Raw genomic sequence first — 21,687 nt, forward strand, 5'->3', positions numbered from 1 at the left:
AGGCTTACTTATTCATTTTATTTTGTTCAATTATATACATGATATCATTCGCTGTTTCTTCTATAGCTTTGTCTGAAACATCAATCACAGGACAGCCTATTCGATCAACTATTTTATCAAAGTAATCCAATTCTTCTTGAATACGTTGCCCTGTAGCATAACGTGCTGAATCTCCAAGCCCGAGTTGTTTCAATCTTTCTTTACGGATTTTATTCAACTTTTCTTCACTGATTTTTAATGCAATACATTTTTTGGGATCTACTTCAAATAACCCTTCAGGCGGATTGATTTCAGGAACGATTGGAATATTCATAACCTTATAACGCTTATGTGCTAAAAACTGTGATAAAGGTGTTTTTGAAGTACGTGAAATACCAATTAATATAATATCAGCTTTAGGTAAACCTTTCGGATCTTTACCATCATCATATTTAACTGCAAATTCAATCGCTTCAATTTTTTTGAAGTATGCTTCATCTAGTTTATGCACTATACCTGGTTCATAGTATGGTTTTTCATCGATTTCATCAATTAAAATATTCATTAATGGTCCCATGATATCGACATGTTTTATATTTTTTTCGGCTAATTGCTGTTCCATATATTCTTTAATGTCAGGTTTTACAAGCGTGAAAACAACAATATTCATTTCGTTTTCTTTCGCAACTTCCATAACTTCATCAACATTCTCTAATGTTTCAATATATGGATAACGTACAATCTGACTTTGGAAATTTTTCGAGTTAAATTGAGAAACACAAGCTTTTGCAACTTGTTCGGCTGTTTCTCCCACCGAATCAGATGCAATTATTATTTTTATCTTTTGCATTAAATCCTACTCCTACTCATCGAAAATTGATACAAATAATTTTGTTATCGTGGTTTTTGAAATGCGCCCGATGACTTCCAACTTACCATTATCTTTACCACGAACTATCGGCAGAGAATCAATTTCTTTTTCAATCATAAGCTGTGCAGCTAGTACGACCAAATCATTTTCTAAAATGTGTGTTAAATTCGGCATACGTGTCATGATAACACTGACTGGCATCGTATGTATATCCTCGCCAATCATGGATGCTCTGAGTAAGTCTTTTCTTGAACAAACTCCAACAAAATCATTATTTGTATTCACAATAAATAACGTGCTGACGTCTTCAAGAAAAATTGTACATATTGCCTCATAAACAGAAGTATCGCCTTTTAAGACAATCGGCAAAGATTGATAGTCTTTAACAACATATTGACGTAATTTTTCTGTTAATAATTGATTTGTTGATTTACCAGAATAAAAGTATCCTACTCTAGGTCTAGCTTCGAGAAACCCAGACATTGTCAAAATAGCTAAATCAGGTCTAAGTGTCGCTCTAGTTAAACTTAGTTGTTCGGCAATCTTTTCACCGGTAATCGGCCCATTTTGCTTTACTATTTCGATAATTTCACTTTGCCTACTACTCAGTTCTATATGTCTTCACCCCTTCACACTTACAATTTATATTATAACTGTAATTGTTTTGGTCTACAAATCTATATAAACACTTGCCTTTAATTTTCGGATGCATTAGAATTAGGTTTGAAGCGAGTTAAGGATGGTGCGAGCTTAACAATTAAATTGGCCTAACAACTTTTATAATCTAAGCGAGTGTCTACACTAATTTGGGTGGAACCGCGGGTTATTACGAATTTCAATGAGAAATGAGATAACTCGTCCCAAGATTTCGAAATGTTTATTTCGTTATCTTGGGGCGTTTTTTTATTATTAAAGAGGAGTGTTATTTATGGCAAAAGATATGGAATCAGTAGTTCAGCTAGCAAAACACAGAGGTTTTGTATTTCCAGGCAGTGAGATTTACGGTGGTTTATCAAACACTTGGGATTATGGTCCATTAGGTGTTGAATTAAAAAATAATATTAAACGTGCATGGTGGAAAAAATTTATTTCACAATCACCTTATAACGTTGGCTTAGACGCAGCAATTTTGATGAACCCTAAAGTATGGGAAGCATCAGGTCACTTAGGTAACTTTAATGACCCTATGATCGACAACAAAGATAGTAAAATTCGTTACCGTGCAGATAAATTAATTGAAGAATATATGCAAAATGAAAAAGGTGACGAAAACTTTATCGCAGATGGTTTAAGTTTTGATGAAATGAAACGTATTATTGAAGAAGAAGGTATTAAATGCCCAGTAAGCGGTACTGCTAACTGGACTGATATCCGTCAATTCAACTTGATGTTCAAAACTTTCCAAGGTGTAACTGAAGATTCAACTAACGAAATTTTCTTACGTCCTGAAACTGCACAAGGTATCTTTGTCAACTACAAAAACGTCCAACGTTCAATGCGTAAAAAATTACCATTTGGTATTGGTCAAATCGGTAAATCATTCCGTAATGAAATTACACCAGGTAACTTCATTTTCAGAACACGTGAATTCGAACAAATGGAATTAGAATTCTTCTGCCGTCCTGGTGAAGAAATCGAATGGCAAAATTATTGGAAAACATTTGCTGAAAAATGGTTATTAGACTTAGGTCTTCAAAATGAAAATATTCGTTTAAGAGATCATGACCAAGATGAGTTATCTCACTACTCTAATGCAACTACAGACATTGAATATAAATTCCCATTTGGTTGGGGCGAATTATGGGGTATTGCAAGCCGTACAGACTACGACTTGAAAAAACATAGTGAATATTCTGGTGAAGATTTCAGATACCATGATCCAGAAACAAATGAAAAATTCATCCCATACTGTGTTGAACCTTCTTTAGGTGCTGACCGTGTGACATTAGCATTCTTATGTGATGCTTATGACCGTGAAGGTGTTGAAGGCAGTAAAGATGAACGTACAGTATTGCACTTCCACCCTGCTCTAGCACCGTATAAAGCAGCAATTTTACCATTAAGCAAAAAATTATCTGAAGAAGCAATTAAAGTTTACGAACAATTAAGCGAAAACTTTACAGTTGATTTTGACGAATCGCAATCAATTGGTAAACGTTACCGTCGTCAAGATGAAATTGGTACACCATATTGTATTACATTTGATTTCGATTCATTAGAAGATCAACAAGTCACAGTACGTGAACGTGATACTATGGAACAAGTTCGTATGCCAATCTCTGAATTAAACGATTTCTTAGCTGAAAAAGTTAAATTCTAATATTAAATAAATAAGGGTATATCGCGAAATTGCGATATACCCTTATTTTTCTATCATTTTTTCTGGTTATTGGACTCTAAACGATGCAATTGATTTATTAATTTTTGACTTCTGAAAAACACACCCGCATATTCCCGGTATAACATGATAAGCAAATCAGACATCTCATCTACTATATCCTGATGAATATTAACTGAATTCATTTTATCTATAGGCAGTTTTTGAAGTAGATCCAATAAATAAAGTGTTTTATTAGATATAGGAACTGCTCGTTCATCTCTATACAAATTCTCCTGAGCAATCACACCATGATATTTAAAACTGTAGCCACATAAATTTGCTTGGTTTGTATCGCCTGAGATAATATCTTGATTGAATGCGATAGTAAAACCAAAGTCAGGCATTTTTTTTAATAAAACAATAACGGACATCAGTTGGGCACTGTAACCTTTTTCAACTCTGTTCAAGCAAAAGTGTAAGAGTTGATAATTAAATTTAGAAATTTGTTCTTCGTCCATAGATTTGTCAATGATTTCAGCACAAAGTGCAGCATAACTGCTCTCATAAATATCTAAACGAAGTTGATAATTTTGACTGATAACATCAACTGAATTAAGTATGCCTAGACCACGTAATTTAGCATAGATAAACAGGCCATATACAAATAATTGTGTATTAGCCTGCATACCTGTTCTGCTTTTTTTAGCACGTTTGACCATCAAAGGAATCTTCGCGCCACTTTCGCTTAGGATGGTAATAATTTTATCTGATTCGCCATAATCGACTGTTTTAATAATAATTCCTTTTTGTTTTACTAACATAAAAGGTACCACCGACCTTCTAGTTTAATCTTGATCCTCTATATAGCCCATTTGGCGAATAAAGTTGATTTTATTACGCCAATCTTTTTGTACTTTTACCCATAAATCGAGATACACTTTTGAACCTAATAGGTTTTCGATATCCAATCTCGCACGTTTTCCAATTTCTTTTAACTTTTTGCCGCCTTTGCCGATGACAATTCCTTTTTGTGAATCTCTTTCAACAAAAATTGTAGCTTCTATACGAACTTTATCTTCAGATTGTTTAACCATTCTATCAACGTTAACACCTATTGAATGTGGAATTTCTTCGCTCGTTAAGTGAAGAATTTTTTCTCTTATTAATTCACCTACCACAAATTGTTCAGGGTGGTCAGAAATTTGACCATCTGGATAATATTGAGGACCTTCTGGTAAATATGATTTAAGTACTTCGATAAAGTGTTCAACATTTAAACCTTCTAATGCTGACATTGGAACAGTTTCAGAGAAGTCCATATATTTTTGATATGATTCAATAATAGGCATGATTTCATCAGGGTGTACTAAGTCAATTTTATTGATAACAAGGAATACTGGAGTTTTGACATTTTTCAGCATTTCCATAATATATTCATCACCGCGACCAATCTTTTCATCAGCGTTAACCATGAAAATGACTGCATCTACTTCTGATAAAGTATTTTTAGCAACTTTCATCATATAGTCGCCTAATTTATGTTTGGGCTTGTGAATACCTGGTGTATCAACAAAGATAATTTGTGCATCATCTTCAGTCATAACACCTTGTATTTTATTTCTAGTTGTTTGTGCTTTGTCTGACATAATTGCGATTTTATGCCCAAGTACTCTATTCATAAACGTAGATTTACCTACGTTAGGTCGGCCTATAATTGAAACAAAGCCTGATTTATGTTCTGTCATATATTCAAATCCTTTCCTGAAAAACCTAGCGGCAGTAATTCGGCGACAGTCGTTTCAATCATATCGCCTTTATGATTTGTTAAATAAATCGGCATGTCGTCATCACACAGTTCATTAATAACTTGACGACATGAACCACATGGTGATGAAGGCTTATCAGCATCTACTGTGACTGTTAAAGATTCAAAGTCACCTGGTCTATAACCTTGACTAATTGCTGCAACTAAACTTGAACGCTCTCCACAAATTGCTTCGCCATACGCAGCATTTTCCACATTTGCGCCGAAAAATTCTTTGCCATCTTTAGTTCTTAAATAAGCACCCACCTTAAAGTTGCTGTAAGGTGAATAAGAACGTTTTTGTGCTTCTCTTACTTTTTCATAATGTTCTTGAGTATAAGCCATTTTTATCTCTCTCCTTTATAATAAGTTAACGATGTAAGGGATAAAGATAATTAGACCTATAATTACTGCTGCGATAGATATTAAAAGCACACTTAGTGCTGCGATATCTTTAGCATATTTAGCAAAAAGTTTATAATCATCCGTTACAAGGTCAACTACATATTCAATTGCGGTGTTAATTGCTTCAAATGCTAACACTAAAAAAATTGTTAAAATAACCGCAATCCATTCCATGCGGGTAATATTGAAGTAAAAAGACGCGCCAATGACTAAAAAGCCAATTGCGATATGCCATAAAAAGTTACGATCTTTTTGTAGTATGGTCAACAACCCTTGAATGGGATACTTAAAACGATTCATAGACTATTCTCTTGTTAAGCCATAAGCATTTAAAATAGATTTTTGTCTTCCAAACATTTCTTTTTCGTCGGCTTCATTCATATGATCATAGCCAAGTAAATGTAAGAAGCCATGCAAACTTAAAAAGCCGAGTTCTCTCTCAAAGGAATGTCCATACTCTGCAGCTTGTTCTTTTGCAACATCTGCGCAAATGATAATGTCACCTAGTACACGAGGGATATCTAAACCCTCAATTTCAGGTTCATCTTCTTCTAACGCAAATGAAATGACATCAGTAACTTTATCTTTATCTCTATAGTCTCTATTAATTTGTTGAATTTCTTCTTTATCAACAAATGTCACTGATAGTTCTGCATCTTCTTCAATATTCTCTTGTTCTTTCGCAAAGTTTAATAACTTTTCAATCTGGTCATACCATTCTTCTTTTACTTCATCCGTATGATTTGAAAAATCAATCGTGAACATGGCGTTTATTCATCTCCTTCATAACGGCTGATAATTTTACTTACTAATGGATGACGTACAACATCACTTTGGTCTAATGTTTGTACACTAATGCCTTTAACGCCTGATAAGCGTTTAACAGCTTGTTTTAATCCGCTTTTAATACCTCTCGGCAAGTCTACTTGAGTCATATCACCCGTTACGACCATTTTTGATCCAAATCCTAAACGTGTTAAGAACATTTTCATTTGGGCATGCGTCGTATTTTGCGCTTCATCTAGAATAACAAATGCATCGTCAAGTGTACGTCCTCTCATATAGGCTAATGGTGCAACTTCAATGATACCTCTTTCAATAAAACGCGCTGTTTGCTCAGGTCCCAGTACCGTATGAAGACCATCGTATAAAGGTCTTAAATAAGGGTCTACCTTTTCTTTTAAGTCGCCTGGTAAGAAACCTAATGATTCGCCTGCTTCTACAGCGGGGCGAGTCAGCACTATTCTTTTTACGTTACCTTGACGCAATTCTTTAGCAGCATAAACAACAGCTAAGAAAGTTTTACCAGTACCAGCTGGTCCAATACCAAAGACTAAATCATTATGCTTCATCGCATTCAGATATAAACGTTGACCCATTGTTTTTGCACGAATTGTTTTACCATAAGCATCTTTAGTAATTGCTTCATCGTATAAATCAACGAGGTGTTGGATAGATCCTTTCTCTGCCATTTTAATTGCTGCTTCTACATCTTTAAGATTAATTGATACGCCTTGATCAATTACTTTTAAAAGGTTTTTTATTACAGCTTCTGCTTTTACAATTTCTTCTTGTTGTTGCCCTTTTACAGCTATTTCTTGCCCCCTAGCATGAACAATAACATTGAAAGCTTCTTCTATTGCTTGTAAGTGTTCATCGTTATTACCTATTAGTGCTTGGGCTTGATTGATATCGTCAATAACTATTATTCCTGGCATACATTAACTCCTTTTCATTATTATCGCTTTTCAGCATATTTTTTAATAAGATGCAGAATATAATGGTTAACGGAAACTACGGACTTAGTTAATAATTTCCACATATTCATACAATCATTATATCATGTTCTCGCTGTTTATTAATCCAATAAAGTTTAGCTTGCATAAAAGAAAAATGGATTGGATGACATAAAATTATGTCCATCCAATCCATTAAATTTATTGTAACTGTTTCGGCTTTTTAAGTACTTCTGACCAAACAAAACCATTTAGTATTTCATCTTCATCAAAACGTAAATCTTCATTAGTTCGTGTGCTTGTTTGATTAAACTTATTAGCAAATAGTTGTTTGAGTCTTTCTTTTTTAGCACGTTCTGAAAGATATTTATCACTAATGATTGCTTGAGCACGACGTTCTAATATCTCAATTTGCTTTTGTTTCTCTAAATCCATTTGAGAGCGTAAATCATGTAACTCATTATTTAAAGAATCATTCAGTTGTTTTGTCAATACTTGCTCTTTTTGATTTGAATCGAGTCTTGGTTGAGATGATTGCTCGCGCGTTTGTCTCGGTTGAGATGTACGACGGTTCGGACGTGTAGTTTCTTCTGGTTTAGGTGAGTGATCAGGTTGAGAAGATGGCGGCGTACCTTCTAATTCTTTTTGCATTTCCTCAAACTTTTCACCTAATTGTTCAAGAAATCCTTTTTGTTGTTTACGCTCAGTCGTAGGTTGTCTTCTAGGTTGTGATGATTTTGGTTGATTTTGTTGTCTCTTTTTATAATTTTTATCGTTAATTGCTGATATTAATGAGATAACAACACTAACGACAAATATTATTAGACCGATATTCATTTAATCACCTCGTTTACTTGTATGGTGACTCGTTATCATTTGGTTGCGTACGTTTATTGATAGACTCACGCATACCTGTATCAGCTTCTATGTTTTTCAAATTATAGTAATCTTTAACTCCGATATTACCTTTTCTTAGAGCTTCAGACATCGCAAGTGGAACTTCAGATTCTGCTTCCACAACTTTCGCACGCATTTCTTGTACACGTGCTTTCATTTCTTGTTCAGATGCAACTGCCATTGCACGACGTTCTTCAGCTTTAGCTTGTGCAATATTTTTATCTGCCAATGCTTGTTCAGTTTGTAAGTCTGCACCGATGTTTTTACCGATATCCACATCTGCGATATCAATAGATAAAATTTCAAAGGCTGTTCCTGAATCTAGACCTTTACTTAATACAGTTTTTGAAATATTGTCTGGATTTTCTAAAACAACAGTATGATGTTCACTTGAACCGATTGTTGAAACAATCCCCTCACCGACACGTGCAATAATAGTCTCTTCACCAGCACCGCCGACTAAACGAGAAATGTTTGCACGAACTGTGATTCTAGCTTTAGCTTTTACTTCAATACCGTTCATAGCAACACCTGTAATAAATGGCGTTTCAATAACTTTAGGGTTTACTGACATTTGGACAGCTTCTAAAACGTCACGGCCTGCTAGGTCAATCGCTGCGCCACGTTCAAAAGGTAAGTTGATGTCAGCACGTTGTGCAGCAATATTTGCATCTACAACGCGGTCTACATTACCACCTGCTAAGTAGTGTGATTCTAGTTGGTTAGTTGTAAGGTTTAAACCAGCTTTATGTGCCTTAATTAATGGCGCGATAACTTTACGTGGTGAAACACGTCTTAAACGCATTCCGATAAGTGTGCCAATGTTTACTTTGACACCGGCTGCTATTGCAGAAATCCATAAACCGATTGGTACAAATGAAAATAAGATTAATAGAGCAATGACTGCAATAATAACAATGATTATTAACGGTACTAACATAGTAAGTGCCTCCTAGTATTATGTGTTTTTTGGAATCTCTCTGACAACTACTCTCGATCCTTCAACTTCAGTTACTTTGACTTCTACATCTCTTTGTATAAATGTTCCATCTGACACTGCATCTATGCGTTCATCATTTAATGAAATCATTCCTGCAGGTCGTAATTCTGTTAAAGTGATTGCAGTTTGTCCTACTAGATTAGAGCGGTCATCGTGTGAAGTATAGCCAGCTTCAGACGTTGTCGAATCTCTGAGTATAACTTTTTCAAATAACGAAATCTTTTTGTTATATCCTTTCACTAATATCACCCATTCTATAATAGTCAGTATTAAAGCGATTATAACATTGACTAACATCCAAAGAATGTTTTCACCAAGCATGATCATACTTACTGTGATGAGAATCATGCCTATAATGCCGATTACTGCACCAATAACAAACAATTCAATGACGAGCAGTATCACACCTATAGAAAATAATCCAACAGAAATTAAGGAAACTTCTCCTTGTATCAAATAGCCTAAAAATAGTATTAATAAGGCTAGTGCAGCAAGAATGCCTGGAAAGTTAATACGCTTGGAATAGAGTTGATAAAGAAAACCTAAAAAGATAATACAGGTTAAAATTAATGAAATAAATGGACTTGTTATAAAATCGCTGATTTGATGTAGTGTGGAATTTGAACTTGCCTGAAATACCGAAATATTATGTAGGATTTCAGCTTGGTATGACATAGATTCACCTCGCTCTCAAGGTTCATTATACATGATTACTTAGTGTAATTATAGGATTATCGTTTTATTTTAACATCAATAGAAAAATTATATTATGTAGCATCAAAACATAAGAAAAAACCCTAAGTTTTACATAATTGTAAAACTTAGGGCTGTTTAAACTGCATTATATAATAATTAATTGTTTGTTGAGGGAGTCAACAGACTTAATAATTATTTGAATTTACGTTTACGTGCAGCTTCTGATTTCTTTTTACGTTTAACACTTGGTTTTTCGTAAAATTCACGTTTACGTACTTCTTGAATTGTACCGCTTTTAGAAACTGAGCGTTTGAAACGGCGTAATGCATCTTCAAGTGATTCGTTTTTACGGACTACTGTTTTAGACATCTGTATTTCCCTCCCTCCAAATAACAACGGAACTTTAAAATTCGTTTGCATAGTTTTTTATAAACCATGCAATGCTAATTATAATATATGTGGTTGATGCGGTCAATTAGAATAATTAATTTTTTGAACCTTACACAATAGCTGTAAATTCACTGCTATTTGTTGCATGATCAATCACACGAGTAACATAACCTTTATTTAAAGGATAACCTGCTTCTGTGATTTTCACACGTACAAGTTCTCCGATAAGCGAATCATCGCCTTCAAATTCAACTTTCATGTAGTTATCTGCATAACCCACTAATGTACCTGGTTTTTCACCGTGCTCTTCTGGAATTACTTCTAATACTTTTTGATCAAAGTGAGAAGCATATTCTTTCGCTAATTGGTTACTTAATTCAATTAGTTTATGAACACGTTCATTTTTTACACTTTCATCAATTTGATCATCCATTCTAGCAGCTGGTGTCCCTGTTCGAGCTGAATATGGGAAAACGTGTAATTCTGAGAAGTGATGATCTAAAATAAAGTCATATGTTTCTTGGAATTCTTCCTCAGTTTCACCTGGGAATCCTACAATCACGTCACTAGTGACTGCTAAACCTGGTAAAGCATCATGTAACTTCATCAATCGTTCTGAGAAGTGTGCCATTGAATATTTACGTCTCATGCGTTTTAATACTGTATCTGAACCAGATTGTAATGGCACGTGTAAGTGACGTACGACTTTATTTGAATTTTTGATTACATCAATGACTTCATCAGTTAATTGACTAGCTTCGATTGATGAAATACGAATTCTTTCTAATCCATCTACTGATTCTAAATCACGTAATAATTGTGCTAGGTTATAATCTTTCAAGTCTTGACCGTAACCACCTGTATGAATACCAGTCAACACAATTTCTTTATAACCAGAATTTACTAATGTTGTTGCTTGTTCTACTACTTTCTCAGGATCTCTTGAACGCATTAAACCACGTGCCCATGGAATAATACAGAAAGTACAGAAGTTGTTGCAACCTTCTTGGATTTTTAAAGAAGCACGTGTTCTATCAGTGAAATATGGTACATCTAATTCTTCATATGTACGATTTTTCATGATATTGCCTACACCGTTAATTGGTTGACGTTCAGCTTTGAACTCTTCAATATAACCTAACAACTTCGTTCTATCCTGTGTACCGACTACAACGTCTACTCCAGGGATATCCATGATTTCTGCTGACGATGTTTGTGCATAACATCCTGTAACACAAACGACTGCATCTGGATTTTTTCTGATAGCACGTCGGATGACTTGTCTACTCTTCTTATCTCCTGTATTTGTAACTGTACATGTATTTATAACAAAGACATCGGCATTTGTATCAAATTCAACTCGATCATAGCCGGCATCTTTAAATAATTGCCAAATTGCTTCAGTTTCATAATGGTTTACTTTACAACCTAAAGTATGAAAAGCTACTGTTGACATTTATTTCACCCCATTAATTCTTTTTCATAACTAATTGCACTAAGCGCATAAAGCGGAGCCGTCTCTGCTCTCAAGATTCGATGACCTAGGCCGACTATGTAACTATTATTTTTGAACATTTCAATTTCATCAGGACTTAAACCGCCTTCTGGTCCAAAAATAATTAATACACGATCTCCTTTGCTGAATTGTTCGAGTGCGCGTTTAAACTCACTCATCTCGCCCTCTTTTGCTGCATCTTCATAAGCGATTAGTACATAATCATATTTATCTATATTAACATATACTTTCTTTAAATTCGATACAAATTCAATAGTTGGGATTACAAGACGATAACTTTGTTCAGCTGCTTCTTTGACAATTTTATTCCATCGTGTCAATTTTTTATCTGCTTTACTTTGATTTAGTTTTACAACAGAACGATCCATTTGTACTGCAATAAAGTGAGAAGCACCTAATTCCGTAGATTTTTGCAGCAACCACTCATATTTATCTGCTTTAATCAATCCACTGCAAATTGTTACTTCAATAGGTAATTCAGTATCATTTGGTTGTTCTTCTAATAATTTAAATTCAACGCCTTCATTATTTATAGCTGTAATCTCACAGAGATAAACCTTTAAGTCCTCGAAGGTTACGATAATTTTAGCCCCGACTTGACGACGCATGACATTTGAAATGTGATGTATATCGTCTTTGTCAGTAATAAAAAAACGCTGACTTTCATCAGCGTTTTGATTTATAAAATATCTTTGCATATTATTTGCTCTCTTTCTCTCCAACGATACAAACCCAACCGTTGTCGTGATTAATTGAAATGATATTAAAACCAGTACGCTTCATATGTTCTATAATTTCATTGCTTTTCTCTTCAATAATACCAGATGTTATAAATAAACCATCTTCATTTAGAGTATTATAAGCGTCATCTATCATTTCTTCAATAATATGCGCCAATATATTTGCGATTACAATATCATATTTATCTGTTTCGCCTTGTAATAAATTACCGGTTGTTGTTTCAATTGAATCAGCACAAGCATTTTTTATGAAATTTTCTTTTGCTACTTTTATAGCTAGTTCATCCAGATCTAAAGCTTTGATACGCTTAACACCTAATAATGAGCAAGCAATACTTAAGATACCTGATCCAGTACCAACGTCAATCACAGTATGTTCTGGTTTTACATATGTTTCAATCGCTTTTAAACACATGCTAGTTGTAGGATGATCTCCTGTACCAAAAGCCATACCTGGATCTAGTTCAATACATAATTCTTCATTATTTTCTTTATCATATTCTTCCCAACTTGGCACAATAGTAAAGCGTTCTGAAGCTCTGAATGGATGGAAATAATTTTTCCACTCATTCTCCCAATCTTGTTCTTGAAGTGATTGTTCAGAATAGCTAAACATATTTTCGTTTAAAGTATCAATCTTCTTGATAGCACTTAAAATATCTTCTTTTAGTTCATCTGAGTATTCTAATTCGTTGAAATATGCTTTAATTCTTACACCACGTTCAGGATAATCACTAGGATTCAATTCATATATTTCGCCAAATTTATCCTCTAAGTTTCCTTTTAAATCTTCTGAGTCTTCTATCACTACACCGTTTGAACCCAAGTCTTCTAAAATGTTTGTACTTGCATCTTGTGCTTCATGATTTACTACAATTGAAAGTTCCACCCAGTTCATTATTGTTATTCTCCTTTAAAGAATCTACGTGCGCGTTCTTTGAAATTAGAAGGTTGTTCTTCAATTTCTTCACCGCTAAGTTCCGCAAATTCTCGCATTAATGATTTTTGTTTTTCACTTAATTTAGTTGGAGTCACCACATTAATGTTCACAAACAAGTCACCATATCCATAGCCATGAACGTTTTTAACACCTTTTTCTTTCATACGGAATTGTTTTCCGTCTTGAGTACCTTCTGGAACTGTTAAAATAACTTCACCATCTAATGTAGGCACTTTAACTTCATCACCTAGAGCTGCTTGTGGGAAGCTGATTTTCAAGTTATAGAAGATATCATCACCTTCACGGATGAATTTATCAGATGGTTTAACTCTGAATACAACATATAAGTCACCTTGTGGTCCACCGTTATGTCCTGGAGCGCCTTCACCGGCTAAACGAATTTGTTGATCAGTGTCTACACCTTTTGGTACTTTGACTTTGATTTTAACGTTTTTAGTTTGTGTGCCTTTACCGTGACAAGTTGGGCATGGTTCTTCAATTTCTTCACCTGTACCATTACATACTGGACAAACTTTTTCAGTTCTTACACGACCAAGTATTGTATTTTGTTCTACAGATACGTGTCCTGCTCCATTACAATAGTGACACGTTTTCTTTTTAGAACCTGGTTTTGCACCTGAGCCGTCACAAGTTTCACATTTTACTTCCTTACGAATTGAAATTTCTTTTTCAGCACCAAAGACTGCTTCTTCGAATGAAATAGTCATAGTGTATTGTAAGTCGTCCCCTTTACGTGGTGCATTTGGATCACGTTGTGCACCACCGCCTCCGAAGAACGTACTGAATATGTCCTCGAAACCACCTCCGAAGCCACTGAAGTCTTGACCGCCGAATCCTTGGCCGCCAAAGCCGCCTTGTGGTCCGTTATGACCAAATTGATCATAATTTGCGCGTTTATTCTCATCACTTAGCACTTCATAAGCTTCAGTAATTTCTTTGAACTTTTCATCTGCGTCTTCTTCTTTATTAATATCTGGGTGATATTTTTTGGATAATTTACGGTAGGCTTTTTTTATCTCGTCCTTTGACGCATCTTTACTGACACCTAAGACTTCATAATAGTCTCTTTTTGCCACTGTAATCTCTCCTTATCTTTCTGCTAGTTTAGAATCATTATACCTTTTAAAGTATAGTTGGTTAAATAATAAAAAGTCAAAGCCAATGTACAATTGACTTTGACTTAAATTTTTAAGAAGCCGCTTTTTTCTTTATTTAGTTAAAGCTGCTCTTTTGAGAAAGCATGCACTTATTTATTATCTTTGTTGTCGTCGTCTTTAACTTCAGTGAAATCAGCATCTTCAACATCACTGTTGTTAGAAGCATCTCCACCTTGTTGTTGTTCTTGAGCTTGTTGTGCTTGTTGGTAAACTTTCATTGATAAATCTTGAACGACTTTTTCAAGTTCTTCTTTTTTAGCTTTGATATCTTCTAAATCGTCGCCTTCAAGTGCTTTTTTCAATTCTTCTTTTTTGTCTTCAGCTTGTTTTTTATCGTCTTCGCCGATATTGTCAGCTAAGTCTTTTAATGTTTTTTCAACTTGGAATACTAAGCTGTCAGCTTCGTTACGTAAGTCACTTTCTTCACGACGTTTTTTATCTGCTTCTGCGTTTTGTTCAGCATCTTTAACCATTTGATCGATTTCATCATCTGAAAGTGCAGAGCTTGATTCGATTGTGATATTTTGCTCTTTGTTTGTACCTAAGTCTTTAGCAGTAACGTTTACAATACCGTTTTTATCGATATCAAATGTTACTTCGATTTGTGGTACACCACGTGGAGCTGGTGGAATATCAGTTAATGAGAAGCGTCCTAATGTTTTGTTATCTGAAGCCATTGGACGTTCACCTTGTAATACGTGAATGTCTACTGCTGGTTGGTTATCTGCTGCTGTTGAATAAACTTGTGATTTTGATGTTGGGATAGTAGTGTTACGTTCGATTAATGTGTTCATACGACCACCCATAATTTCGATACCTAATGATAATGGTGTAACGTCTAATAATACAACATCTTTAACATCACCAGAGATAACGCCACCTTGGATAGCTGCACCCATAGCTACAACTTCATCAGGGTTAACACTTTTGTTTGGTTCTTTGCCGATTTCTTTTTTAACTGCTTCTTGAACAGCTGGAATACGAGTAGAACCACCAACAAGGATTACTTCATCGATATCTTTGCTTGTTAAGCCAGCATCTTTTAGTGCTTGACGAGTAGGTTCCATTGTACGACGAACTAAATCATCTGAAAGTTCTTCGAATTTAGAACGAGTTAGAGTTAATTCTAAGTGTAATGGACCACTTTCTCCTGCAGAGATGAATGGTAATGAAATTTGAGTTTGTGATACACCAGATAAGTCTTTTTTAGCTTTTTCAGCTGCATCTTTCAAACGTTGTAATGCCATTTTATCTTGTGATAAATCAATGCCATTTTCTTTTTTGAATTCTGAAACTAGGTAGTCAATGATTACTTGGTCAAAGTCGTCACCACCAAGTTTGTTGTCACCTGCTGTTGATAATACTTCGAACACGCCATCGCCTAATTCAAGGATTGAAACGTCGAAAGTACCGCCACCAAGGTCGAATACTAACACTTTTTCGTCTTGATCAGTTTTATCTAAACCGTAAGCTAAAGCTGCTGCAGTTGGTTCGTTGATAATACGTTCAACTTCTAAACCAGCAATTTTACCAGCATCTTTAGTAGCTTGACGTTCAGCGTCATTGAAGTAAGCTGGAACAGTAATAACTGCTTTATCTACTTTATCTCCTAGATAGCTTTCTGCAGTACTTTTTAAGTTTTGAAGAATCATTGCAGAAATCTCTTGTGGAGTGTATGATTTTCCATCAACGTCTACTTTGTGGTCTGTACCCATTTCACGTTTGATTGATTGAATAGTATTAGGGTTTGTGATCGCTTGTCGTTTAGCAACTTCACCTACTTGAGTTTCACCATTTTTGAAAGCTACAACAGATGGTGTTGTACGTGCACCTTCTGGATTTTGGATTACTTTTGGTTCGTCGCCTTCTAAAACAGACACGCATGAATTTGTTGTACCTAAGTCAATTCCGATAATTTTACCCATAACTAATAATTCCTCCTAATAACATTTGTTGTATATTTCATCAGTTATATTTATTGATTTACTTTAACCATTGAAGGGCGTAATACACGATCCTTCAATTTATAACCAGTTTGAAGCTCTTGTGTAACTTCGCCTGATTCATATGAATCATCACTATCTTGCATAACAGCTTGATGGAAGTTTGGATCAAATTGTTGTCCTAAAGCTTCTATTTTCTCAAGGCCGTTTTCTTCTAGTGCGCGTAATAAGCTTTCATAAACCATTTGTACCCCTTTTTGCAGAGATTTAAATGATTCGTCTTCACCTTCTATTTGTAACGCACGTTCAATGTTATCAATAGTCGGCAAGATATCCGTTAAAACACTTTGAGCTTGATATGTTTTTAATGTTTGATTTTCTTTTTGAATACGTCTCTTATAGTTTTCAAACTCTGCATACAGACGTAAATATTTTTCTTCTTGTTCTTTTAACTCATCTTTTAGTTGTTGGATTTCATTCTCTTCTTGATTCTCTTCAGAACCATTTTGAACGTTTTCGGTATTCTCAGTTGATTGAGTATCTTCTTCAGTATTTGAATTTACAGTTGCATCTTCGTTCTCAGCAACTTCTTCATTGTTAACTGATTGATCTTTTTCTGTCATTTTCTGTCCTCCAATACATTTCAAAACTATATTTTATATAGTAATTGAATTACATTTTGATAACGCATAGCGGTCGGTCCAATAACAGCTATGTGTCCTTTAAGATGTTCATCAATATGATAATCACTCATCACAATTGAGATGTCCTCTAGGTCATTATCAATTTCTTTTCCTATTTTAACATCGATTCCAGAATGATTATCTTTTTCGAACAGTTTCAATATCTTATTGGACTCTAAATATTGAAGAATTTGTTGTATTGAATTCACATTCTGCTCATTCAATGTATCAATTAAATTTGATTTACCACCAAGGTAGATGTCTTTCTTGCTATCATTAACTCTTTGATAAAGTAAATCTGTTAATTGATGAATTGTTGTGATGTCGCTCGAATGTTCCATTGCTTCATCAACAAAACTTTTATTGTTATAAAGTTCTTTGATGTAATTCGCTATTTGAATTAAACGCGTTTTAGAAATCTTTTCGTCTACTGCTAATTGAATATGTTCAACATTTCCTGTTTCGAACACAATTACCATAATAACCAAATTAGCGGTTGCGTTAAACAAATGAACATCGCTGATCAAATCTTTTGATTGATTTGGTTTCATTACCAACGTAGTATACTGTGTAAATAATGACAATTCATTCGCATACACACTTAGCGCAGCAGATAAATTAAAATTATATTCCATTAACAGTTTATTTAAACGTTGGTTATTCGTTTCTTTTAGAGGAGAAGTATTTTCCAACAGTTGGTCTACATAGTATCTAAAACCTTTTAATGAAGGTGACCTTCCTGATGATGCATGAGATTTTTCTACTAAACCAAATGATTCTAATTGTTTCATTTCATTTCTTATAGTAGCTGGACTCACATCAACATTATGTCTCTCAATAATTGTTTTAGAACCGACAGGTAGACCATAATCCACATAATCTTCAACAATGGCATTTAAAATGCTCAATTGTCTATCTGTAATCATGTTTCCACCTCATTAGCACTCTCTTCTTCCAAGTGCTAATTATAATTTATCAAATTGGTCAAAGTAAGTCAATGTTAAAGCCTTGACCTCTTAAAATTAATCTAATAAGAATGCTTCAAAGACTTCATTGCCAATAACTTTACCTCGATCAGTCAATTTAACAGCGTTATTGTCATTAATAATTAAGCCCTTTTTACTTAGGTCAGTAAGTGCCTCAGCATAGATTTGATCAATGTTTTCATTGAATTTATGATTGAACACAGATTTATTTACCCCTTGATTCATTCTTAAACCTAAAAACATCTGTTCTTCCATTTGTTCGCGATGAGTGGGTGTGGTTTGATGTAAAATAGGACGTTCGCCGTTTCTAATCTTCTTAATATAGTGATTAACAGGATTGACATTTGAGTACCTTATTCCATGAACGTATCCACTGGCACCTGCTCCGAAGCCATAATAACCTTCGTTCATCCAATACACTTTGTTGTGTTCAGATTCATGACCAGGTTGACCAAAATTCGAAATTTCATATTGATGCATTGAAGATTGATTAATTTTATCAAGTAATAACTCATACATTTCTTCCCCTACATCTTCGTTTGGAAGTTTTAACTTTCCTTTTCTATATAAATTATAAAATTGAGTTTTAGGTTCAAGAATTAGACCGTAACTTGAGATATGATTAATATCCATTGATAACGCAATATCTAAACTGTCTTCAAATTGTTTAAGTGTTTGACCAGGAAGATGATACATCAAATCAAGACTGATAGAGTTAATCTGGTATTGATTAGCGAGCTCGACAGCATTGTATATATCTGCCGTATTATGTGTACGCCCAAGTACTTTTAATAAATCTTGGTCAAATGTTTGAACACCCATTGAAATGCGATTGACGCCGTAGTCTTTTAAAAGTTTAATCTTTGATGGTGTAAGTTCATCTGGATTTGCTTCAAAAGTATATTCTCCTGAAATAGTAAAGTGCTCATTGATAGCTTTTAACAAACGCTCTAATTGTGACTCATTTAACGCTGTAGGTGTGCCTCCTCCTACAAACATTGTTTTTAATGTGCGATTGTCAGCTGTTTTAAATTCTTCAATTAAGCAATCTAAATACTCATCAAATGGTTGATTTTGTATAAAGTATTTATTGAAATCACAGTAAGTACAAATTCTGACACAAAATGGAATATGAATATATGCACTTTTAACTTTCATATTTTCGCCTCGCTTTTAGGACAAAATTCAAAATAAAAAGCTGGGACATTAGAGTCCCAACCTTATTATTAATCTTCATCCATTTTTAATACTGCTAAGAAAGCGTCTTGAGGTATTTCAACATTACCTACTGCTTTCATTTTTGCTTTACCTGCTTTTTGCTTTTCTAATAATTTACGTTTACGGCTGATATCTCCACCATAACATTTCGCAAGTACATTTTTACCCATTGATTTAATATTTGTACGGGCAATGATTTTATGGCCAACTGCAGCTTGTACGGGTACTTCGAATTGTTGTCTAGGGATTAATGTTTTTAATCTTTCAACAAGCGCTTTACCGCGTTCATATGCAAATTCTTTATGAACAATAAAACTTAAAGCATCTACTTTTTCGCCGTTTAATAAGATATCCATTTTAACTAAATCACTTTCTTTATAGCCGATAAGTTCATAATCAAATGAAGCATAGCCTTTTGTATTTGATTTAAGTTGGTCGAAGAAATCAAATACTACTTCTGAAAGTGGAATTTCATAAATAATATTGACACGAATATCATCTAAATAGTCCATATTGATAAATTGTCCACGCTTACGTTGGCATAATTCCATAACAGCACCTACATAATCATTCGGTACCATCATTGTTGCTCTAACGTAAGGCTCGTAAATTTCATCAATTTGATCTCTCTCAGGCATTTGTGCTGGATTATCAACGATTTTTTTCTCACCATTTTTTAGAATACATTCATAAATTACAGATGGAGCTGTCGCTATTAATTCGATTCCAAATTCTCGTTCGATACGTTCCTGAATAATTTCCATATGCAGCATGCCTAAGAATCCTGTACGGAAACCAAAGCCTAAAGCTTGAGAAGTCTCAGGTTCGAATTCTAGTGATGAATCATTCAGCTGTAATTTTTCTAAGGCTTCTCTTAAATCATTATATTTTTTATTATCAATTGGGAATAAACCACAGAACACCATTGGATTCATTTTTTTATAACCTTTTAATGGTTGTGCTGCTGGGCGTTCTGCATGCGTGATAGTATCCCCTACACGTGAATCATCCACATTTTTGATGCTTGCGATGATGTAGCCAACATCTCCAACAGTTAGTTCTTCGACTGGAAGTTGTTTAGGTGTGTTAATACCAACTTCGGTTACCTCGAATTCTTTACCAGTCGCCATCATTTTGATTTTGTCCCCTGCTTTAACTACGCCATCCATAATTCGAATTGAAGAAATAACACCTCTATAAGCATCATATTCAGAGTCGAAAATTAATGCTTTTAATGGTTCAGAAGGATCCCCTTCTGGTGGTGGTACGACTTCAACGATTTTTTCTAATATTTCTTCAATACCAATATTAGATTTAGCACTTGCTAAAACAACATCATCTTGATCTAAACCAATAACATCTTCAATTTCTTGTTTAACACGTTCAGGATCTGCAGCTGGTAAATCAATCTTATTCACTACAGGAAGTAATTCTAAGTCATTATCAAGTGCAAGGTATACGTTTGCCAGGGTTTGTGCTTCGATACCTTGTGCAGCATCTACAACTAAAATAGCCCCTTCACATGCTGCTAAAGAACGAGAAACTTCATAAGTAAAATCGACATGCCCTGGTGTATCAATTAAGTGGAAAATATAATTCTTACCATCTTTAGCTTCGTATTTTAATCTAACCGCATTCAACTTAATAGTGATACCGCGTTCTCTTTCTAAATCCATTGAATCTAATAATTGTGACTGCATTTCTCGTGTTTCAACACTTTTAGTGTTTTCTAAAATTCTATCAGCCAACGTTGACTTTCCATGGTCAATATGGGCAATGATAGAAAAGTTTCTAATATTTTCTTGTCGGTTTAACCGTTCTTCATTATTCATTCTATCTACTCACTTTCATAATATTCAAATAGAGCATTATGTATGATATTCTTTGATATAATAACGTGTTTGCCCCATAATTGCAACTAATGGCAATTTCATGTACATTTTACTGACAGACTCTATTTTACTGTAAATCATCGCTTGTTAAAAGCCTCATTGAAAATAAATGATTGCAGTTTAATAGTACATTTGATAAAATGTTTCTTGTTGTAATCAAATATTTATTTGATGATCATAGATCACTTTTAGGAGGTGACATTCAATGCCAAATATTAAATCTGCTATTAAACGTGTTAAAACAACTAACAAAGCTGAAGCACAAAACATTTCTCAAAAAAATGCTATGCGTACTGCAGTTAAACGTGCGAAAACAGCTATCGCTGAAAACGCTGAAAACAAAAATGAATTAGTACGTATCGCTGTGAAAAAAGTCGACAAAGCTTCTCAAGCTAACTTAATTCACTCAAATAAAGCTGACCGCATTAAATCAAAATTAATGGTTGCAGCTAAATAATGAAAAGGGGTCGGGACATAAATGTTCTGACTTCTA

Annotated in this window: 23 protein-coding genes; 2 read left to right on the forward strand and 21 right to left on the reverse strand. The window is 34.4% G+C overall.

The window, feature by feature from the left end:
* Nucleotides 1-4: 4 nt before the first annotated feature.
* Both HMPREF3270_RS03145 and HMPREF3270_RS03150 read right to left on the reverse strand, forming a co-directional pair.
* Nucleotides 5-829, reverse strand: coding sequence for a pyruvate, water dikinase regulatory protein (locus HMPREF3270_RS03145; RefSeq protein WP_057510463.1), 825 nt, complete (start codon nucleotides 827-829; stop codon nucleotides 5-7).
* A 12-nt stretch (nucleotides 830-841) separates the two neighbouring features.
* The gene (locus HMPREF3270_RS03150; protein WP_083326810.1) at nucleotides 842-1,465 is read right to left on the reverse strand and encodes a transcriptional regulator CcpN; all 624 of its coding nucleotides are present in this window, start codon (nucleotides 1,463-1,465) and stop codon (nucleotides 842-844) included.
* A 313-nt stretch (nucleotides 1,466-1,778) separates the two neighbouring features.
* Here HMPREF3270_RS03150 and HMPREF3270_RS03155 point away from each other — a divergent pair, with 313 nt between their 5' ends.
* The gene (locus HMPREF3270_RS03155; RefSeq protein ID WP_002481060.1) at nucleotides 1,779-3,170 is read left to right on the forward strand and encodes a glycine--tRNA ligase; all 1,392 of its coding nucleotides are present in this window, start codon (nucleotides 1,779-1,781) and stop codon (nucleotides 3,168-3,170) included.
* Between the two features lie 53 nt (nucleotides 3,171-3,223).
* Here HMPREF3270_RS03155 and recO read toward each other — a convergent pair whose 3' ends face one another.
* From recO to lepA, 19 genes are all read right to left on the reverse strand, one after another.
* The gene (gene recO, locus HMPREF3270_RS03160; RefSeq protein WP_070848387.1) at nucleotides 3,224-3,991 is read right to left on the reverse strand and encodes a DNA repair protein RecO; all 768 of its coding nucleotides are present in this window, start codon (nucleotides 3,989-3,991) and stop codon (nucleotides 3,224-3,226) included.
* A gap of 24 nt (nucleotides 3,992-4,015) precedes the next feature.
* Nucleotides 4,016-4,915: a GTPase Era gene (gene era / locus HMPREF3270_RS03165; protein WP_023015138.1), complete on the reverse strand. Its 900-nt coding sequence runs from the start codon at nucleotides 4,913-4,915 to the stop codon at nucleotides 4,016-4,018.
* Entirely contained in the window at nucleotides 4,912-5,319 is a 408-nt protein-coding gene (gene cdd, locus HMPREF3270_RS03170; protein ID WP_002481063.1) for a cytidine deaminase, read from the reverse strand. Before cdd ends, era begins: the two co-directional genes overlap by 4 nt.
* Before the next feature lie 15 nt (nucleotides 5,320-5,334).
* Nucleotides 5,335-5,679, reverse strand: a complete 345-nt coding sequence (locus tag HMPREF3270_RS03175; protein WP_057510461.1) for a diacylglycerol kinase family protein — start codon at nucleotides 5,677-5,679, stop codon at nucleotides 5,335-5,337.
* A gap of 3 nt (nucleotides 5,680-5,682) precedes the next feature.
* Nucleotides 5,683-6,144: an rRNA maturation RNase YbeY gene (gene ybeY / locus HMPREF3270_RS03180; protein WP_070848386.1), complete on the reverse strand. Its 462-nt coding sequence runs from the start codon at nucleotides 6,142-6,144 to the stop codon at nucleotides 5,683-5,685.
* 5 nt (nucleotides 6,145-6,149) lie between these two features.
* A complete protein-coding gene (locus HMPREF3270_RS03185; RefSeq protein WP_023015136.1) occupies nucleotides 6,150-7,097 on the reverse strand; it encodes a PhoH family protein in 948 nt (315 codons plus the stop codon).
* Between the two features lie 219 nt (nucleotides 7,098-7,316).
* Entirely contained in the window at nucleotides 7,317-7,952 is a 636-nt protein-coding gene (locus HMPREF3270_RS03190) for a superantigen-like protein SSL4 (protein ID WP_070848385.1), read from the reverse strand.
* 13 nt (nucleotides 7,953-7,965) lie between these two features.
* Complete coding sequence (gene floA / locus HMPREF3270_RS03195; RefSeq protein WP_070867165.1) at nucleotides 7,966-8,952, reverse strand: flotillin-like protein FloA; 987 nt, start codon at nucleotides 8,950-8,952, stop codon at nucleotides 7,966-7,968.
* Nucleotides 8,953-8,970: 18 nt separating this feature from the next.
* On the reverse strand, nucleotides 8,971-9,687 hold the full coding sequence (locus tag HMPREF3270_RS03200) for an NfeD family protein (RefSeq protein ID WP_002481069.1): 717 nt from the start codon (nucleotides 9,685-9,687) through the stop codon (nucleotides 8,971-8,973).
* A gap of 213 nt (nucleotides 9,688-9,900) precedes the next feature.
* Nucleotides 9,901-10,077 (reverse strand): 30S ribosomal protein S21, encoded by a 177-nt coding sequence (rpsU, locus tag HMPREF3270_RS03205; RefSeq protein ID WP_000048060.1) that lies wholly within the window; start codon nucleotides 10,075-10,077, stop codon nucleotides 9,901-9,903.
* A gap of 130 nt (nucleotides 10,078-10,207) precedes the next feature.
* On the reverse strand, nucleotides 10,208-11,554 hold the full coding sequence (gene mtaB / locus HMPREF3270_RS03210) for a tRNA (N(6)-L-threonylcarbamoyladenosine(37)-C(2))-methylthiotransferase MtaB (protein WP_002481071.1): 1,347 nt from the start codon (nucleotides 11,552-11,554) through the stop codon (nucleotides 10,208-10,210).
* Between the two features lie 5 nt (nucleotides 11,555-11,559).
* Nucleotides 11,560-12,312 (reverse strand): 16S rRNA (uracil(1498)-N(3))-methyltransferase, encoded by a 753-nt coding sequence (locus HMPREF3270_RS03215; protein WP_023015134.1) that lies wholly within the window; start codon nucleotides 12,310-12,312, stop codon nucleotides 11,560-11,562.
* A 1-nt stretch (nucleotide 12,313) separates the two neighbouring features.
* Nucleotides 12,314-13,252, reverse strand: a complete 939-nt coding sequence (gene prmA, locus HMPREF3270_RS03220; protein ID WP_070848383.1) for a 50S ribosomal protein L11 methyltransferase — start codon at nucleotides 13,250-13,252, stop codon at nucleotides 12,314-12,316.
* A gap of 5 nt (nucleotides 13,253-13,257) precedes the next feature.
* On the reverse strand, nucleotides 13,258-14,391 hold the full coding sequence (dnaJ, locus tag HMPREF3270_RS03225; RefSeq protein ID WP_070848382.1) for a molecular chaperone DnaJ: 1,134 nt from the start codon (nucleotides 14,389-14,391) through the stop codon (nucleotides 13,258-13,260).
* A gap of 170 nt (nucleotides 14,392-14,561) precedes the next feature.
* Nucleotides 14,562-16,397, reverse strand: a complete 1,836-nt coding sequence (gene dnaK, locus HMPREF3270_RS03230; protein ID WP_002481075.1) for a molecular chaperone DnaK — start codon at nucleotides 16,395-16,397, stop codon at nucleotides 14,562-14,564.
* Between the two features lie 50 nt (nucleotides 16,398-16,447).
* The gene (gene grpE, locus HMPREF3270_RS03235; RefSeq protein ID WP_070848381.1) at nucleotides 16,448-17,038 is read right to left on the reverse strand and encodes a nucleotide exchange factor GrpE; all 591 of its coding nucleotides are present in this window, start codon (nucleotides 17,036-17,038) and stop codon (nucleotides 16,448-16,450) included.
* Between the two features lie 26 nt (nucleotides 17,039-17,064).
* On the reverse strand, nucleotides 17,065-18,024 hold the full coding sequence (gene hrcA, locus HMPREF3270_RS03240) for a heat-inducible transcriptional repressor HrcA (protein WP_070848380.1): 960 nt from the start codon (nucleotides 18,022-18,024) through the stop codon (nucleotides 17,065-17,067).
* Nucleotides 18,025-18,120: 96 nt separating this feature from the next.
* Entirely contained in the window at nucleotides 18,121-19,242 is a 1,122-nt protein-coding gene (hemW, locus tag HMPREF3270_RS03245; protein ID WP_070848379.1) for a radical SAM family heme chaperone HemW, read from the reverse strand.
* Nucleotides 19,243-19,310: 68 nt separating this feature from the next.
* Nucleotides 19,311-21,134 (reverse strand): translation elongation factor 4, encoded by a 1,824-nt coding sequence (gene lepA / locus HMPREF3270_RS03250; RefSeq protein ID WP_002481079.1) that lies wholly within the window; start codon nucleotides 21,132-21,134, stop codon nucleotides 19,311-19,313.
* Between the two features lie 265 nt (nucleotides 21,135-21,399).
* Here lepA and rpsT point away from each other — a divergent pair, with 265 nt between their 5' ends.
* Nucleotides 21,400-21,651, forward strand: coding sequence for a 30S ribosomal protein S20 (gene rpsT / locus HMPREF3270_RS03255; protein WP_002481081.1), 252 nt, complete (start codon nucleotides 21,400-21,402; stop codon nucleotides 21,649-21,651).
* The last annotated feature ends 36 nt before the right edge of the window (nucleotides 21,652-21,687 follow it).

This window comes from Staphylococcus sp. HMSC65H10, assembly GCF_001839185.1.
GTDB lineage: Bacteria > Bacillota > Bacilli > Staphylococcales > Staphylococcaceae > Staphylococcus > Staphylococcus simulans.